The organism is Ensifer adhaerens (genome assembly GCF_028993555.1).
GTDB lineage: Bacteria > Pseudomonadota > Alphaproteobacteria > Rhizobiales > Rhizobiaceae > Ensifer > Ensifer adhaerens_I.
On the sequence record NZ_CP118610.1, the window covers coordinates 1,496,770 to 1,513,554 of the forward strand.

General features: G+C 61.0%; 16 protein-coding genes and 1 tRNA gene. 7 read left to right on the forward strand and 10 right to left on the reverse strand.

The window, feature by feature from the left end:
• Positions 1-237 precede the first annotated feature (237 nt).
• Together PWG15_RS07305 and mfd are read left to right on the forward strand one after the other, a co-directional pair.
• Positions 238-543, forward strand: a complete 306-nt coding sequence (locus PWG15_RS07305; RefSeq protein WP_275023752.1) for an FAD assembly factor SdhE — start codon at positions 238-240, stop codon at positions 541-543.
• A gap of 7 nt (positions 544-550) precedes the next feature.
• The gene (mfd, locus tag PWG15_RS07310; RefSeq protein ID WP_275024375.1) at positions 551-4,054 is read left to right on the forward strand and encodes a transcription-repair coupling factor; all 3,504 of its coding nucleotides are present in this window, start codon (positions 551-553) and stop codon (positions 4,052-4,054) included.
• Positions 4,055-4,138: 84 nt separating this feature from the next.
• On the opposite strand, the gene PWG15_RS07315 is transcribed toward mfd, so the two are convergent.
• Both PWG15_RS07315 and PWG15_RS07320 read right to left on the reverse strand, forming a co-directional pair.
• Positions 4,139-4,801 (reverse strand): DsbA family oxidoreductase, encoded by a 663-nt coding sequence (locus tag PWG15_RS07315; protein WP_275023753.1) that lies wholly within the window; start codon positions 4,799-4,801, stop codon positions 4,139-4,141.
• 89 nt (positions 4,802-4,890) lie between these two features.
• Positions 4,891-6,672, reverse strand: coding sequence for an extracellular solute-binding protein (locus PWG15_RS07320; protein WP_275024376.1), 1,782 nt, complete (start codon positions 6,670-6,672; stop codon positions 4,891-4,893).
• A gap of 307 nt (positions 6,673-6,979) precedes the next feature.
• On the opposite strand from PWG15_RS07320, the gene PWG15_RS07325 reads away from it, so the two are divergent.
• Positions 6,980-7,609, forward strand: a complete 630-nt coding sequence (locus PWG15_RS07325; RefSeq protein ID WP_275023754.1) for an invasion associated locus B family protein — start codon at positions 6,980-6,982, stop codon at positions 7,607-7,609.
• A 78-nt stretch (positions 7,610-7,687) separates the two neighbouring features.
• Here PWG15_RS07325 and hspQ read toward each other — a convergent pair whose 3' ends face one another.
• The 3 genes from hspQ to PWG15_RS07340 all read right to left on the reverse strand — a co-directional run bounded on the left by hspQ (position 7,688) and on the right by PWG15_RS07340 (position 10,105).
• Complete coding sequence (gene hspQ, locus PWG15_RS07330) at positions 7,688-8,017, reverse strand: heat shock protein HspQ (RefSeq protein ID WP_057255944.1); 330 nt, start codon at positions 8,015-8,017, stop codon at positions 7,688-7,690.
• Between the two features lie 275 nt (positions 8,018-8,292).
• A complete protein-coding gene (gene glnA, locus PWG15_RS07335) occupies positions 8,293-9,702 on the reverse strand; it encodes a type I glutamate--ammonia ligase (RefSeq protein WP_057255946.1) in 1,410 nt (469 codons plus the stop codon).
• Positions 9,703-9,766: 64 nt separating this feature from the next.
• Complete coding sequence (locus tag PWG15_RS07340) at positions 9,767-10,105, reverse strand: P-II family nitrogen regulator (protein ID WP_003528058.1); 339 nt, start codon at positions 10,103-10,105, stop codon at positions 9,767-9,769.
• A 344-nt stretch (positions 10,106-10,449) separates the two neighbouring features.
• Between PWG15_RS07340 and PWG15_RS07345 the strand changes: the two genes are divergently transcribed.
• On the forward strand, positions 10,450-11,925 hold the full coding sequence (locus tag PWG15_RS07345) for an NAD(P)H-hydrate dehydratase (protein ID WP_275023755.1): 1,476 nt from the start codon (positions 10,450-10,452) through the stop codon (positions 11,923-11,925).
• Positions 11,926-12,003: 78 nt separating this feature from the next.
• Here PWG15_RS07345 and gpt read toward each other — a convergent pair whose 3' ends face one another.
• Positions 12,004-12,501, reverse strand: coding sequence for a xanthine phosphoribosyltransferase (gene gpt / locus PWG15_RS07350; RefSeq protein ID WP_057255950.1), 498 nt, complete (start codon positions 12,499-12,501; stop codon positions 12,004-12,006).
• A gap of 232 nt (positions 12,502-12,733) precedes the next feature.
• Positions 12,734-13,486 (reverse strand): competence/damage-inducible protein A, encoded by a 753-nt coding sequence (locus PWG15_RS07355; RefSeq protein WP_275023756.1) that lies wholly within the window; start codon positions 13,484-13,486, stop codon positions 12,734-12,736.
• 166 nt (positions 13,487-13,652) lie between these two features.
• Here PWG15_RS07355 and wrbA point away from each other — a divergent pair, with 166 nt between their 5' ends.
• From wrbA to PWG15_RS07370, 3 genes are all read left to right on the forward strand, one after another.
• Positions 13,653-14,252 carry an NAD(P)H:quinone oxidoreductase gene (gene wrbA / locus PWG15_RS07360; RefSeq protein ID WP_275023757.1) on the forward strand — a complete coding sequence of 200 codons (600 nt, stop codon included), beginning with the start codon at positions 13,653-13,655 and terminating at the stop codon, positions 14,250-14,252.
• A gap of 228 nt (positions 14,253-14,480) precedes the next feature.
• Complete coding sequence (locus PWG15_RS07365) at positions 14,481-14,723, forward strand: DUF2188 domain-containing protein (protein WP_113537144.1); 243 nt, start codon at positions 14,481-14,483, stop codon at positions 14,721-14,723.
• 81 nt (positions 14,724-14,804) lie between these two features.
• The gene (locus PWG15_RS07370) at positions 14,805-15,023 is read left to right on the forward strand and encodes a hypothetical protein (RefSeq protein ID WP_077961275.1); all 219 of its coding nucleotides are present in this window, start codon (positions 14,805-14,807) and stop codon (positions 15,021-15,023) included.
• Between the two features lie 84 nt (positions 15,024-15,107).
• Here the strand turns inward: PWG15_RS07370 and PWG15_RS07375 are convergent.
• From PWG15_RS07375 to PWG15_RS07385, 3 genes are all read right to left on the reverse strand, one after another.
• A tRNA-Leu gene (locus PWG15_RS07375) sits at positions 15,108-15,192 on the reverse strand.
• A 244-nt stretch (positions 15,193-15,436) separates the two neighbouring features.
• Positions 15,437-16,141: an HAD family hydrolase gene (locus PWG15_RS07380; protein WP_275023758.1), complete on the reverse strand. Its 705-nt coding sequence runs from the start codon at positions 16,139-16,141 to the stop codon at positions 15,437-15,439.
• 4 nt (positions 16,142-16,145) lie between these two features.
• Complete coding sequence (locus PWG15_RS07385; protein WP_275023759.1) at positions 16,146-16,736, reverse strand: hypothetical protein; 591 nt, start codon at positions 16,734-16,736, stop codon at positions 16,146-16,148.
• Positions 16,737-16,785 lie beyond the last annotated feature (49 nt).

Consider the following 16,785-nt stretch of genomic DNA (forward strand, 5'->3'; position numbering starts at 1 on the left):
CTAGAGCGTCCCGCTTTCAAGTGGTATCACTGGAGGCGACAAGGTGCTCTGGAATCAAAGCGCTGGAGCGTCCTTCGCGTGTTCGTCCGAATGCGCGGCGCTCTCCTGCATGTTTCCATTCTCCCTAAGGCCAATCCGGGTTAGGGACAAAAACATGCAGCAATCTAAAGTGCTACAGCGACTTTCGTGCGCCCTGGCAGACGCGCGGCGCAGTAGCGGCGGCAGGAAGGAATTTCCATGACTGGCATCTCACGCACCAGCGCCGATCTCGATCCGCGGCGACGGCGGATCCTGTTCCGCGCCTGGCATCGCGGCATTCGCGAGATGGATCTGATCCTCGGGCAGTTTGCCGAGGCCGAGCTTTCGGCCCTTTCCGACGTGGAGCTCGATGAACTCGAGACGATCATGCGCGAAGAGGACAATGACCTCGTCAGGTGGATAACCGGCGAGCAGCCGGTGCCCGCTCGCTATCAGACGCCGATATTCGAGCGTATTGCCGCCTATCGTCCGGACTTCGACAAGCTCCCCGAAGGGATGAAATAGACCGATGATGCTGGTTGGCCTTGATCCGAAGAAGATTGTCGAAGCACAACGAGAAATCACGATCGGGCCGGTTCCCGCCGGAGCCGAGGCGCTCGTTCTCGCCGAACTCGCGCGTGCGGGCCAGCCGGTCGCCTACATTCTGTCGGACGGTCAACGGATCGCGGATCTGGAGCAGGTGCTTGGCTTTGTGGCGCCCGATATTCCGGTGCTGACGCTGCCGGGTTGGGACTGCCTTCCCTATGACCGCGTGTCGCCAAGCGCCGACACATCCGCGCGGCGTCTCGCAGCACTCAGCGCGCTGATTGCGCACAAGAAGAAACCGCATGCGGCGATCGTGCTGGTGACGGTCAATGCGGCACTTCAGAAGATCTCGCCGCAGGATGTGATCGAGAGCTTGGCGTTCTCTGCCCGACCCGGCAATCAGGTGCGCATGGATGACATCGCCACCCGGCTCGAGCGCAACGGTTTCGAGCGGGTCGCGACCGTGCGCGAAGTGGGTGAATATGCGGTGCGCGGCGGCATCCTCGATGTCTTCGTGCCGGGCAGTGGCGAGCCCCTGCGCCTCGACTTCTTCGGCGATACGCTCGAGACCATCCGCTCCTTCGATCCCGCCAGCCAGCGCACGACCGGCCAGGTCCGCTCTCTCGATCTCAACCCGATGAGCGAGGTGTCGCTGACGCCGGAGACGATCAGCCATTTCCGCAAGCAGTATCTTTCGCTCTTCGGCGCGACGACCCGCGACGACGCGCTCTATCAGGCCGTGTCCGAAGGGCGGCGCTACGCCGGCATGGAGCATTGGCTGCCGCTCTTCTATGACGGGCTGGAGACCGTCTTCGACTATCTCGACGGTTTCCGCATCGTCACCGATCATCTGGCACGCGAAGCCGCGGCCGAGCGCTCGAAGCTCATTCTCGACTATTACGATGCCCGTCTGGCATCGGCCTCTCCCGGCAAGTCGCAGACGACCCAAGGCACGCCCTATAAGCCGGTTCCGCCTGAACTGCTCTATCTGAATTCGCAGGGCTTCAACGCCGCGCTCACCTCGCGCGACGCCATTCGCCTGTCGCCGTTCAACGAGCACGAAGGCGAAGCTCGGCAGGTGATATCGGTGGACGCGCGCCAGGGCATGCGCTGGGCAAAGTCGTCGGGTGAAGGGGAGACGGACAGCGAGCGCGTCAACGTCTTCGACCAGGCGGTCAAGTACATTGCCGAGCGCCGCTCGAAGGGCGCCAAGGTGATTGTCTCGGGCTGGAGCGAAGGGTCGCTGGACCGCCTGTTGCAGGTGCTTGCCGAGCACGGACTTGGCAACATCAAGCCGATCAAGGCACTGGCCGAGGTCAAGAGCCTGAAACCGGGCGAGGCGGGATCGACCGTCCTCAGCATCGAGGCTGGTTTCGAGACCGGCGATCTCGTTGTCATCGGCGAACAGGATATCCTGGGCGACCGCATGGTGCGCCGCTCGAAGCGACGGAAGCGCGGGGCAGACTTCATCGCCGAAGTCGCTGGCCTCGACGAGGGCAGTTACGTCGTGCACGCCGAACACGGTATCGGGCGCTTCGTCGGCCTGCGCACGATCGAGGCCGTTGGCGCACCGCATGATTGCCTCGAGCTCGTCTATGCCGACAATGCCAAGCTCTTCCTGCCGGTCGAAAACATCGAGCTTCTGTCGCGCTATGGGGCGGAAGGCACCGATGCGATCCTCGACAAGCTTGGCGGGGTTGCCTGGCAGGCGCGCAAGGCGAAGCTTAAGAAGCGGCTTCTCGACATGGCGGGTGGCCTCATCCGCATCGCCGCCGAGCGTCATACCCGCCACGCGCCGGTTCTTGTTGCTCAGGATGGCGTGTACGACGAATTCGCCGCGCGCTTCCCCTATGACGAGACCGAGGATCAGCTGAACTCGATCGAGGCCGTGCGCGACGATCTCGGCAGCGGCCGTCCGATGGACCGCCTCGTCTGCGGCGATGTCGGTTTCGGCAAGACGGAGGTTGCACTGCGCGCCGCCTTCATCGCCGCCATGAACGGCGTCCAGGTCGCCGTCGTCGTGCCGACGACGCTGCTCGCGCGCCAGCATTTCAAGACGTTCTCCGAGCGCTTCCGTGGCCTGCCGATCCGCATCCAGCAGGCGTCCCGCCTCGTCGGCTCGAAGGAGCTGGCGCTCACCAAGAAGGAAGTGGCCGACGGCAAGACCGACGTCGTCGTCGGCACCCATGCGCTACTTGGCACTTCGGTTAATTTCGCCAATCTCGGCCTCCTGATCATCGACGAAGAGCAGCACTTTGGCGTCAAGCACAAGGAGCGGCTGAAGGAGCTGAAGTCGGACGTGCACGTGCTGACGCTTTCGGCAACGCCGATCCCGCGCACGCTGCAGCTGGCACTGACGGGCGTGCGCGAACTGTCGCTGATCACCACGCCGCCAGTCGACCGCATGGCGGTGCGCACCTTCATTTCGCCCTTCGACGCGCTGGTCATCCGCGAAACGCTGATGCGCGAACATTATCGCGGCGGCCAGAGCTTCTATGTCTGCCCGCGCTTGAGCGATCTCTCGGAGATCCATGATTTCCTGAAGTCCGACGTTCCGGAGCTGAAGGTAGCCGTTGCCCACGGCCAGATGCCGGCAACCGAGCTCGAGGACATCATGAACGCCTTCTACGACGGGCGTTACGATGTGCTTCTGTCGACGACGATCGTCGAATCCGGTCTCGATGTGCCGACGGCAAACACACTGATCGTCCATCGCGCCGACATGTTCGGTCTCGCCCAGCTTTACCAGCTTCGAGGCCGAGTCGGCCGCTCGAAGGTACGCGCCTTCGCGCTGTTCACGCTGCCGGTCAACAAGACGCTGACGGGCATGGCGGAGCGCCGGTTGAAGGTGCTGCAGTCGCTCGACACGCTCGGTGCCGGCTTCCAGCTGGCGAGCCACGATCTCGATATCCGCGGTGCCGGCAATCTGCTCGGCGAGGAACAGTCCGGCCACATCAAGGAGGTCGGTTTCGAGCTTTACCAGCAGATGCTCGAGGAAGCAGTCGCCGAACTCAAGGGTGAGGAAGAAATCCACGATACCGGCTGGTCACCGCAGATTTCGGTCGGAACGCCGGTCATGATCCCCGAACACTACGTGCCGGACTTGCACCTGAGGCTTGGGCTCTATCGCCGCCTTGGCGAACTGACGGATCTCAAGGAAATCGACGGCTTCGGCGCCGAGATGATCGACCGCTTCGGGCCACTGCCGATCGAGGTCCAGCACCTGCTGAAGATCGTCTACATCAAGTCGTTGTGCCGCACGGCCAATGTCGAAAAGCTCGACGCCGGGCCGAAGGGCGTCGTCGTGCAGTTCCGCAACAAGGAGTTTCCGAATCCGGCAGCACTCGTCGGCTACATCGCCAAGCAGGGTACGCTGGCGAAGATCCGGCCGGACCACAGCGTCTTCCTCCAACGGGAACTGGCGACGCCGGAGAAGCGTCTTTCAGGCGCTGCCATGGTCATGACGCAGCTCGCGGGTCTGGCGAAATAACAAAGTGCCGCGCTGCCGGGTTGATGCGGCAGCGCGGCATGAGCCTCTTTTGTGTGAGAACGGTTCCGGTTCGCCGTTGCGCGATCAGTTCGGCTTGCCGCTCGCCTTCATCTGCGCGATTTCGCGCAGCGCATTCGTAAGCACGTCGACGGATTGGGCCCCCATCACTGCATATTGTCCGTCGAGAATGAAGCAGGGAACACCGGTCACGCCCATCTCGCTGGCCATGCCGACCTCTTCCTTGACTGCGTCCTTGTCGGCATCGGAGGTCAAGAGCGCCGCGATGACGGGGCGGTCAAGCCCGGCCTTCTCGGCGATATCCAGGAGCACGGCGTGATCGCCGACGTTGCGGCCTTCTTCGAAATTCGCCTTGAACAGCATGCCGACGACGGCCGACTGCGCTGCCTCGCCGTTGGTCGCAGCCCAGCGGACGAGCCGGTGGGCGTCGAGCGTGTTCGGGCTGATCTTCACGGCATCGAAATCGAAGGAGATGCCATCGGCGTTTCCAAGTTCGCGCAGCATGTCATGCGCGCGATCGACTGCCGCCTGGCCGCCGAGCTTTTCCGCCAGGTGCTGCTTGTGGTCGACGCCTTCCGGCGGCAGGTCGGGATTGAGCTGATAGGGCCGCCAATTGACTGTGACGAGCACGTCCGGGACGTTGGCGATCGCCTGATCCAGCCTTGCCTTGCCGAGATAGCACCAGGGGCAGACGACGTCCGAGACGATATCGATGCTGACGGTTTGCATGGTGCGGGTGCCTTTCCTTGTTTGGTATGTCGGCGAGATAAGCCGGTTTCATCCGGCTTTCAATGCGTTACCAAAAGGGAACCAACCCTCTATTGGGCGTTTTGGTCCCACCAGGCCGGAAGTTGGTAGCCATAGAGCGGCAACACGTCGGGACGGCCGATGTGCTTGCGTCGCGCCACCCACTGTGCGTCCAGGTGATAGAGCGGAACCAGATAGGAATTGTTGACCAGCAGCCGGTCGTGGGCGCGCACGGCAGCCGTGAAATCCTCAGTCGTGCGGGCCTGGAGAATGTTGTTGATCATGCGGTCGACATCCTTGTCGGCTACGCCGGCAAAGTTGTCGCTGCCCTGTCGATCCCTGGACTGGGAGGACCAGCGCCCAGCCTGCTCGATGCCGGGTGACAACGTCGATGGGAACGACTTGATGATCACGTCGTAGTCGAAGGACTGGCTACGCTGCTGATACTGCGAATCGTCGACGGTGCGCACTGTCACCTGAATGCCCAGCGGCGCGAGGAAGCGCTGATAGGCAAGCGCGATCTTTTCCTGGCCCGCGTTCTGGCTCATGATTTCGAAGGCAAGCGGCGCGCCCTTGGCGTCGACCATCTTGCCGTCCTTGATCTGGAAACCCGCCTCGCGCATCAGCGAGACGGCGACACGCAGCACGTTGCGATCACGCCCAGAAGCGTCCGTCACCGGCAGCCGATAGGTGCCGTCGAGGATTGCCGGGTTGATGCGATCGCGTGCATCGCCGATGAGGCCGAGTTCACGGTCGTCAGCCGGTGCGCCGAGGAAGCTCAGCGTCGAATTCTGCCAGTAGCTCTGGGTGCGCGTATAGGCACCATCGAAGAGGTTCTTGTTGACCCACTCGAAGTCGAACACGAGTGCCAGACCCTGCCGGAGCTTGAGGTTGTCGAACATCGGCTTGCGGGTATTGAACACGATACCGAGCATGCCGGACGGCGTTTTCGGCTTGAAGGTCTCCTTGACGACGTCGCCGGAGCGGACAGCCGGGAAATCGTATCCGCGCGCCCACTTGGTGGCACTGCCTTCGGGATAGATGTCGATCTCGCCTTTCTTGAACGCTTCGAACAGCGAGTTTTCCTGAAGGAAGTATTCGACGGAGATTTCGTCGTAATTGTCCTGGCCGACCTTCGACGGCAGGTCCTTCGCCCAGTAATCGGGGTTTCTTTTGTAGACGATGCGCTCGCCCGGTTTCACTTCAGCAACCCGATAGGGGCCGGAGCCGAGCGGCGGCTTCAAGCTCGTCTGGTCGAAGGTTGCAACGTCAATGGCGTGTTTCGGCAGGACCGGCGAGAGGCCGAGCAACAGCGGAAGTTCGCGGTCGGCTTCTTCGGTAAACGTGAAACGTACGCTGCGGTCGCCCACCTTCTCCATCTTCGCCACCTTGGCCAGGCGGTTGCTGAAGGGCACGCGTCCCTTGTCGCGCATCAGTTCGAAGCTGAAGATCACGTCTTCAGCGGTGACCGGCTGCCCGTCGGCCCAGCGGGCGTTGGGGTTGAGGTTGAACTGGATGAAGGTCCGGTCGTCATCCCATTCAACCGATTCGGCGAGCAGGCCGTACATGGTGAAGGCTTCGTCGCGCGAGCGCTGCATCAGCGATTCGTAGACGAGGTTGCCGTATTCCGGGTCCCACATGCCGCGCGCCGTCGTGCGCATGCTCTTCAGAATGAACGGATTGAGGCTGTCGAAGGTGCCGACTACGCCGTAGGAGATCTTCCCGCCCTTCTTCACGTTCGGATTGACGTAGGGGAAGTTCTTGAAATCGGCCGGCAGCGCCGGTTCGCCATGCATGGCAATGGCATGCACGGGTGCGGCTACCGCACCGTTCCCGAACGATGTGACGGTCATGAGCAGGGCCAGACCGGAAATAAATGCACGCAAAGTCACCTCCCGTAAAGGGGTACCAACAGGCCGATTCCCTGAACGTTACCAATGGTGACCGATGAATCCAACCGATCAGCCGCCCAAATTCCGCCCAGTAGCAAGTCAAAAAATGACAGGAAACACTGGATAATCGAAGCGAGCCAATGTAACAGGTGTTTCCGGAAACGGGGTCATGCATTTGCCTTATTTGGCCAACAGGACAACGGCGGCTGACGATACTCACCTGCGGAACGAACTGTTCCGTTACCGGATTTCAGGAGACGGAATCACAATGATCTTCAAGTCGAATTTTACCAAACGCTCGGGTATGGCAGCGCTGGCGCTCTCTGTAGCTGCTGCGGGCGTACCGGGTGTTGCATCCGCCCAGCAGGCAGGTGGCAAGCCGCCGCAGGGCTGGTTCAAGATCTGCACCAAGCAGGAAGACAATGACGTCTGCATCGTTCAGAACCTGCTGACCGCCAACAACGGTCAGCTCGTCACCGCTGTCGGCCTCATCACCGTAAGCGGCAAGGTCAACCGAAAGGTTCTGCAGGTTTCCGTACCGTCCGCGCGCCTGATCCCGACGGGTGTCCAGATGCAGATCGACGGCGGCAAGCCGGTAAAGCTCGACTACGCAATCTGCATGCCGGACAAGTGCGTCGCTGAAGCGCCGCTCTCCGACCAGCTGATCGCCAGCCTGAAGAAGGGCAATGAAGTCGTCTTCACGTCGGTCAACTTCCAGCGCGCGCCGAACCCGATCAAGATGGCTCTGACGGGCTTCACCGGCGTGTTCGACGGCGAGCCGATCGAGCAGTCGCAGCTCGAAGAGCGTCAGCGTCTGCTGCAGGAAGAAATGCAGAAGAAGGCAGAGGACGCCCGCAAGAAGCTTGAGGAAGCCCAGAAGGCTGCCAAGCAGAACTAAGCGATCTCTCGCTATTTCCAAAAAGAAACGCCCGGACTTGATGTCCGGGCGTTTTTATTTTGCCGGAGGCGAGAAGCCCTAGTGGCGGAAAGCCGCCTTGGGCCTGTAATGGCCGACGCCATCCTTGTCGAACAGGGCATCGACTTGCGCGTGGCGCATCGGCCGGTCGCTGTCGTCGAATTCCAGGTTCTGCTCGGAAACGTAGGCGACATACTCGCTGTCGTCGTTTTCGGCGAACAGATGGTAGAAGGGTTGATCCTTGCTCGGGCGGATCTCCTGCGGAATGGCGTTCCACCATTCTTCGGTGTTGGCGTATTCCGGATCGACGTCGAAAATGACGCCGCGGAACGGAAAAATCCGATGGCGAACCACCTGTCCGATCTCGAATTTGGCGTTTCTTTGTTTCATGACGCAACACATCCTTTCAGGAGATTATCTGGGTTGGCGAACCCAAAACATCAATAGGGATCTCCTTCCGCCCGGCGTTGAACAATTGCGCTCGGTGTCTGGACAGACGCGCAAAAGTTGCCGCCCCAATAATATCACACAATTCGGCAAAGCGTGCCGCTCCCCACAAAGGGGCGCATCTGACGAAAAAGAAAAGCCGGCGACCTCGATCGAGGCGCCGGCCTTCTTCATGGGGTGCATAGCCGGAAGCGATGTTGCTGCCGGAGAGCACGGTCTTAGACCGAGTAGTACATGTCGTACTCGACCGGATGCGGGGTCATTTCGAAGCGCATCACTTCCTGCATCTTCAGTTCGATGAAGGAGTCGATCTGGTCGTCGTCGAATACGCCGCCGGCGGTCAGGTACTTGCGATCCTTGTCGAGGCTTTCGAGCGCTTCGCGCAGCGAGCCGCAAACCGTCGGGATCTTCTTCAGTTCCTTCGGCGGCAGGTCGTAGAGGTCCTTGTCCATGGCCTTGCCCGGGTGCAGCTTGTTCTTGATGCCGTCGAGGCCGGCCATCAGCATGGCTGCAAAGGCGAGGTAGGGGTTGGCAGTCGGATCCGGGAAGCGGACTTCGACGCGCTTGGCCTTCGGGTTGGTGCCGAACGGAATGCGGCAGGATGCCGAGCGGTTACGTGCCGAATAGGCGAGCAGAACCGGTGCTTCGTAGCCCGGGACGAGACGCTTGTAGGAGTTCGTCGACGGGTTGGTGAAGGCATTCAGCGACTTGGCATGCTTGATGATGCCGCCGATGAAGTAGAGGCAGGTTTCCGACAGGCCGGCATACTCGTCGCCAGCAAACGTCGGCTTGCCGTCCTTCCAGATCGACAGATGCACGTGCATGCCCGAGCCGTTGTCGCCGAAGATCGGCTTCGGCATGAAGGTTGCCGTCTTGCCGTAGGCATTGGCGACCTGGTGCACGACGTACTTGTAGATCTGCATCTTGTCGGCGTTGCGAACCAGCGCGTCGAACTTGACGCCGAGCTCGTGCTGGGCAGCAGCCACTTCGTGGTGGTGCTTTTCAACGGTCACGCCCATTTCGGACAGGACCGTCAGCATTTCCGAGCGCATGTCCTGGCAGCTGTCGATCGGCGGAACCGGGAAGTAGCCGCCCTTGACGCGCGGACGGTGGCCGAGGTTGCCGGTCTCATAGTCGGTATCGTCGTTCGACGGCAGTTCCGAGGAATCGAGCTTGAAGCCGGTGTTGTACGGATCGGCCTTGTACTTGACGTCGTCGAAGACGAAGAACTCGGCTTCCGGGCCGACGAAGACGGTGTCGCCGATGCCCGATGCCTTGAGGTAGGCTTCGGCCTTCTTGGCCGTGCCGCGCGGGTCGCGGTTGTAGGATTCGCCCGAAACCGGATCGAGAATGTCGCAGATGATGACCATCGTCGACTGCGCGAAGAACGGGTCCATATGCGCTGTTTCCGGGTCGGGCATCAGCACCATGTCGGACTCGTTGATGGCCTTCCAGCCGCCAATCGAGGAGCCGTCGAACATGACGCCGTCAGCGAACATGTCTTCGTCGACGCAGACCACATCCATCGTTACGTGCTGCAGCTTGCCCTTGGGATCGGTAAAGCGCAGGTCGACGAACTTGACGTCGTTGTCCTTGATTTGCTTCAGAATATCGCTTGCAGTCGTCATTTGCCGTTATTCCCTGTGTGAGATGACGAGGTTTGAAAAGAACCGGGCCGGACGGCCCGTGAAATCAGATGGCGTCGAGACCGGTTTCGCCCGTGCGAATTCGGATGACTTCTTCCACATTGGAAACGAAAATCTTTCCGTCACCAATGCGGCCGGTTTGCGCTGCATTGCGGATCGCCTCGATGACGGCCTCCGCGTTTTCGTCCGCCAGCACCACTTCGACCTTAACCTTCGGCAGGAAGTCCACCACATATTCGGCGCCGCGATACAACTCCGTGTGGCCCTTCTGCCGCCCGAAGCCCTTGGCTTCCGTGACGGTAATACCCTGCAGGCCGACTTCCTGAAGGGCTTCCTTCACTTCGTCGAGCTTGAAGGGCTTAATGATCGCTTCGATCTTTTTCATGAGAAAATGTCTCTCCGCTTCTCCCTTTAAAGCAGGATCATGCCCGCTCGCCTTGAATATGCACGTTGCATGCCAGTTTTTCTGCGAAAATCTGTCAGAACGACAAAAAATCTGCTGCCAAGACACGGATCACCGGGTTTTCATGCCATTTCGCGGCCGGGATCTGCCTAATTTTTATGATTTTCGATCGAAACTTGCCCGGCGTCGGTCGGTGCTTTTAGTCCTCGATGGGGTGAAGCACGTTATTTGAGCAACAAATATGTGCAAATGCACAATTCTAGGGCAAATGGCTTGTTGGGTGTGGGGTCTTGCGTCATGCGGTCGAGCATGGATAAGTCTGCGACATGCGCTCCGAACTTCAGCACTTGTTGATCACGCCCTCGGAAATGACGGCGATCGATCAGGCCGCCGCCAAATCCGGCATCGAAAGTTTCACGCTGATGCGCAACGCCGGCCTGGCGGTGACCGCGGCAGCCTTGCGACGCTTCCCGGATGCCATCCGTTTCGTCGTGCTCTGCGGGCCGGGCAACAATGGCGGCGACGGCTACGTGGCGGCCTGCGGTCTCGCGGAAAGTGGGGCGAATGTCGCAGTTTTTGCACTCGGCAATCCCGCGGCACTTCAAAGCGACGCCGCACGCGCGCAGTCGGAATGGAACGAACCGGTGGCATCCCTCACGGCATTCGAACCCCGGGCCGGCGATGTCATCATAGATGCGCTGTTCGGGGCAGGGCTCTCGCGCGATCTCTCGGGTGACGTCGTTCAAGTGATTGAACGGATCAACGCGAGCGGGCTGCGGGTCATCGCGGTCGATCTGCCGAGCGGCGTCGATGGAAGGACGGGTGAAATCCGTGGGGCCGCCTTCGCAGCCCACCATACCGTAACCTTCATGGCGCCGAAGCCGGGCCACTGGCTCTTGCCCGGTCGATCCCTTTGCGGAACGCTCGCAGTCTTCGATATTGGAATTCCGCCGCGCATCGTGCGGGCCCAATCTGGCCCGCTGCGTCTGAATTCGCCGGCAGTCTGGTCCGGCTGGGGTGGAGATCTCGCGCCTTCCACGCACAAGTTCAGGCGCGGTCACCTCGTCGTCTTCTCCGGGGACCGGCAAGCGACAGGTGCCGCGCGTTTGGCCGCCACGGCCGGTCTCGCGGCCGGCGCCGGATTGGTCACGCTGGCCACGGGAAAGGCTGCTCTCGGCATCAATGCGTCGCACTTGACCGCCGTGATGGTGCGGGAAGTGGAAGGTAAGCGAGACCTGACGAAATGGTTGCAGGATCGCCGCTTGGGCAGCTTCGTCCTCGGGCCAGGTTTCGGCGTCGGCAAGAAGACGAGGGACTTTGCGCTTGCCGTGTGCGATCGATCGCTGGTGCTCGACGCCGACGGGATCACGTCGTTTCAGGCGAACCGCGAAGAACTCTTCGCCGCGCTCGCAAGAGGCGGCGGCCGGATGGTCATGACACCGCACGAGGGCGAGTTCGCCCGCCTCTTTCCTGAAATTGCCGGTGATGATGCGCTCTCCAAGATAGAGAAGGCGCAAAAGGCGGCTCGCATGAGCCATGCCGTCATCGTCTACAAGGGAGCGGATACGGTGATCGCTGCACCGGACGGTCGAGCCGTGGTCAACAACAATGCGCCGCCATGGCTGGCAACGGCCGGTTCGGGAGACGTTCTCGCGGGCATCACCGGCGCACATCTCGCCCAAGGGTTGCCGGCCTTCGAGGCAGCGGCGGCCGCCGTCTGGCGCCACGGCGAAGCTGGTAGCCGGGCCGGGCGAGGGCTGACCGCAGAGACACTGATCGGTGCGATACCGCCACTGGCATGATGTCAAGAATGCAGCGCCTCAAGCAGCTGGCCTTCATCGAAGGGACCGCTCGAGGCGCGTTGGGATGAATGCGGACTCTTAGCCGCGCGTGCCCTTGGCGATCGGCTCCTGATAGGTGAAGCCCATGTCCCAGGGGAAGTAGATCCAGGTGTCCTGGCTGACTTCGGTAACGAAGGTGTCGACCATCGGCCGGCCCTTCGGCTTGGCGTATACGGCGGCGAAATGCGCCTTCGGCAGCATGGCGCGAACTTCCGCGGCCGTCTTGCCGGTGTCGGTCAAGTCGTCGACGATCAGCACGCCTTCGCCGCCGTTCTCGGCGATTTCGGGCGCGATGCCCTTCAGCACCTTCATCTGCCCCTGCGTGTCATAGTCATGGTAAGACGCGATGCAGACGGTCTCGATCATGCGGATATTGAGCTCGCGGCAGATGATCGCCGCAGGGACCAGGCCGCCGCGGGTGATGCAAACCATGGCGCGCCATTCCTGGCCATTGTCGGCAAGGCGCCACGCAAGGGCGCGCGCGTCACGGTGGAACTGGTCCCAGGAGACGGGAAAGGCTTTATCGGGCAGCGACATCTGTGGGCTCCGGCTTGTCTGTACGTGGGTAAGGCGAAGCGTCCGGCAGATCGGGCAGGCGGGAACGCGTCATCCTGATTTGCAGACATGCAATAACGGCAATGGCGGTCAAAGCGCAAGGCTCTACAGCGGCGCGCGCCCTCGAAGATACGCCAAGGTCGCTGCAACACCTAAATCAGCCGCATGATTTTGTCCGTAGATCGATGCTGGTTTAAGGCCTTATGCAGGTCTGTCAGCCTTTTGCACGTGCTTCGGTGATTGCCTGGATCATTGCCTGCACGTCGGCTTCGGCCGCAGCCAACGCCTCCGGATCGCGGGCGCGCACGACAATATCGGTCGAGAAGTGCTTGCCGTCGAACTTGGGATAGGAGCCGATGCTCGTCTCCGGATGGTTCTTCTGCACCTCCGTCAGAGGGCTGCCGATATCGCCTTCGCCGAATGGCGAGCGCACGGTCCGGGAGAGGAGCGGCGAACCGACCTGAAGGCCGGGCAGCAAGGCGTCGAGCATGGCCTGAAACACTTGAGGCACACCGGCCATGACATGGACATTGCCGATCGCAAAGCCCGGAGCCGTCGAAACGGGGTTCGGAATATGGCGTGCGCCGAGCGGCATGCGCGCCATGCGCTTGCGCGCGTCGGTGAACTCCATGCCGCGGCGTTCGTACATTGCGCCGAGCAGGGCCATCGCCTCGGGCTCGTAGACGCACTCGACGCCGAAGGCGCGCGATATCGCATCGGCGGTGATGTCGTCGTGGGTCGGGCCGATGCCGCCTGACGTAAAGACGTAATCGTAGCGGCCGCGTACGGCGTTGATCGCTTCGACAATGGCGGCTTCGTCATCGGCGACGATCCGCACTTCGCGAAGATCAATGCCAACCATGGTCATCATGTCGGCGAGATGGCCGATGTTCTTGTCCTTGGTGCGACCCGACAGAAGTTCGTCGCCGATGGCGACCATCGCGGCAGTGACGATTTTTGTGCTCATCGGTAATTCCTATTTATATGAGTCAATCATTTAACAGTGATTGTTTATTGTTCAACGGGCGAGAACAGTCTGTTTCCCGGACAGCTCCTGGCAAGCGGCCGCATTTTGATAAATCTTCCCGGCAGCGGTGATCAAGTGGGATCGCTTGAATCCAAAGGAGCATTTTATGGCCAAGGTTCTTGTTCTTTATTATTCGGCATACGGACACGTCGAAACGATGGCCTATGCGGTCGCCGAAGGCGCGAAATCGGCTGGCGCCGAAGTGGACGTGAAGCGCGTTCCCGAACTCGTGTCGGAAGAAGTCGCCAAGGCCTCGTACTACAAGCTGGATCAGGCAGCACCGATCGCCACCGTCGAAGAACTTGCGCAGTATGACGCGATCATCTTCGGCGCCGGCACGCGCTACGGCACCGTTGCCTCGCAGATGCGCAACTTCATCGACCAGACCGGCAGCCTGTGGGCCAAGGGCAAGCTGGTCGGCAAGGTCGGCTCGGTCTTCACGTCCTCCGCGACGCAGCACGGCGGCCAGGAGTCGACGATCCTCGGCTTCATCCCGACCTTGATGCACCACGGCATGGTCGTCGTTGGTCTTCCCTATGCCTTCCAGGGCCAGATGGGGGTCGACGAGATCAAGGGCGGCTCGCCCTACGGCGCCTCGACGATCACCGGCGGTGACGGTTCGCGCCAGCCCTCCGAGGTTGAACTCGAAGCCGCTCGTTTCCAGGGCGCACATGTCGCCGCGATCGCGGCGAAGCTCGCCGGCTGATCGCTTTAAGATATTGGATTTCTTGATCAAGGGCGGCTCCGCGAGGGGCCGCCTTTTTGATTCCGGGCACGCGTTTGCGAGTGATTCGCGAAGGTGGCAATTCGCACCGCACCTGTGGTAATATCCGCGGCGTTCGGCATGAGCATGCCTTTGACGAGGAGGAAAGAAGGGCCGTGCGGCAACGGCCCGCCGAAGACCGAAGCGTTTTCGGACTGTTGGGAGGGAAGTATGGCGCGGATTACTTACACCATCGTTCCTCATGACGGAGGATGGGCCTATAAGGCCGCCGACGCTTATTCGGAACCCTTTCCCAGCCGCGAGATGGCACTAGCCGCAGCCAAGGCTGCCGCCGCCGAACAACAGGTCGGCGGCGACGACGAAGATATCAGTTTCCAGGATGAAGAAGGTCACTGGCACTTCGAGCACACAGACGGCGGCGATCGGCCGGAAGCGACCGTAGACGACGGCTAATTCGCTTCAAGGCAACTGGCTCAATCCGAACACGAGCGTAAGAGTATTGCGTGCACACCATCTCTCCACGGAGGATATTCGATGCACTATAGCGTTCAGATCTTCACCTGGACCCCGCGGCAGGGAGTCCACCAGGTCGGATCGGCAATCGAGGTGGACGCCCCCAATTCCAAGGCGGCAGCGGTCTCCCTTCTCGGCCTCAGGCTGGAGAACCAGGGATGCGCAACGAAGCTCGCCGTCCGGGTATGGCACGACGATGCCTACCAGGCCGAATGCGATTGCTACTACTACAACAGCTGAGCGGCCCTTCTTTCCGGCGTGAACCTGTCGCTGCAGAGTGACAGTCAGACGCCCGCCGCCGAATGATCCAAAAAGCCGTTTGTCTGGTGCGGGCGACGGGGGTCGAACCCGTACAGCCAAGGCCGAGGGATTTTAAGTCCCTTGCGTCTACCAGTTTCGCCACGCCCGCATGATCCCTAGATCAATCACTTGGACTGCCGCGTCAAGAGGATGGTGTCTCGGATTTCGAACGGTCCGCAAAAATCGGGCACGCCGCTTGGGACGGGGCGCCGGCGATTGTCGGGTTCGCGAGGAGCTTGACGCCAAGGCGCCTTGAGCGGTGCAAGGGACTTAAATCCCTCGGCATTGGCTGGGTTCGACCCCCGTCGCCCGCACTCGTCGCTTGTCGTCCGGCGACCTGATGAGAGCGGTGGTCAGTCCCTCAAAGCACGAACGAGCTCGGCTAGGCCAGCGAGGTCGTTGATCTCGCGGAAGCGCGGATGGCTCTCGGGTTTGTCGTGATGCTCGAAGGCCCAAGTCAAAGCGTGAGGCACATAGACAGCCCAACTGCCCGCATCGAGGGCGGGCACGACGTCGGACTTCAGCGAATTGCCGACCATCAGGCTTTTGGGTGCGCCGTCGCCGTGGCGCCTGAAGATGCGCTCATAGGTGCTCGCATTCTTGTCGCTGACGATCTCGACGGCGTCGAAATAGTCGCCAAGGCCGGAGGCGGCGAGCTTGCGCTCCTGGTCGAAGAGGTCGCCTTTGGTGATCATGACGAGACGAAATTGGCCGTGAAGCGCGTCGAGCGTTTCCTTGACATGGGGCAGCGGTTCAACGGGATGGACGAGCATGTCGCGGCCGGCCGCGAGGATCTCGGCGATCACGGAAGAGGGGACTTTGCCGTCCGTCACATCCACCGCGGTCTCGACCATCGAGAGCACAAAACCCTTTATGCCGAAACCATAGAGACCGAGATTGCGCTTTTCCGCGGCAAGCAGCCGTTCGGAGAGGTGTTCGGTGTCCGTGTGGGGGCTGAGAAGTTCGGCGAAGCGTGCCTCGGTCAGGCGAAAGAACTGTTCGTTCTGCCAAAGGGTATCGTCGGCATCGAAACCAACAGTCGTTATTGCATCAGGCATGGTCTTACGGTCCGGCTATCTTGAATGGCTGGTCAACGCTGGCGCTCTTGCCGCTATTGATGTCGTTGAAGTGGAAGCGAAGCACATAGTCCCCGGCCGGCGCGCCGGAAACATCGATGGTCAGCGTCGCATAGATTTCCTGGTTTCTGAGGTAACCGGTGAAGGTGAAGTCGCCGAAGGCCTTCTGCCCGGCGAGCACGTCACCCTTCGGGTTGAGGATATCGAAATCGACGGTGAAGTGGCTCTCGAGCTTGCCCTTCTCTTTGGCATCCTTCCAGGAGAGGCCGATGGGCTCGATGTAAGAGATCAGCGACTCTCCCTCCTTGAAGACAGAACCGTCCCGCGGCTGGTACATCGCATAACCAGTCGGCTGCTTGGAAACGAAGATCGCCTTGCCGATCGCGAAGGGCAGCGTTTGCGAGAAGTCGCTCATGGCCTTGAGAAGCAGGTCTCGCGCCTTTGCCGCATCGCCCGAAGCGGCAAGTTTCTCCGCCTGCGCTGCCGCATCGGTGAGAGGCCCGGCATGGGCGATGGAGTTTCCAGATAGTGTCGTGGCGGCGCTCAGCGTCGCCAGAAGAAGCATAAGTTTCACCATGACGTTCCCCCATCGCCGGATGACACCGACTTTCGGCATCTGCCACACC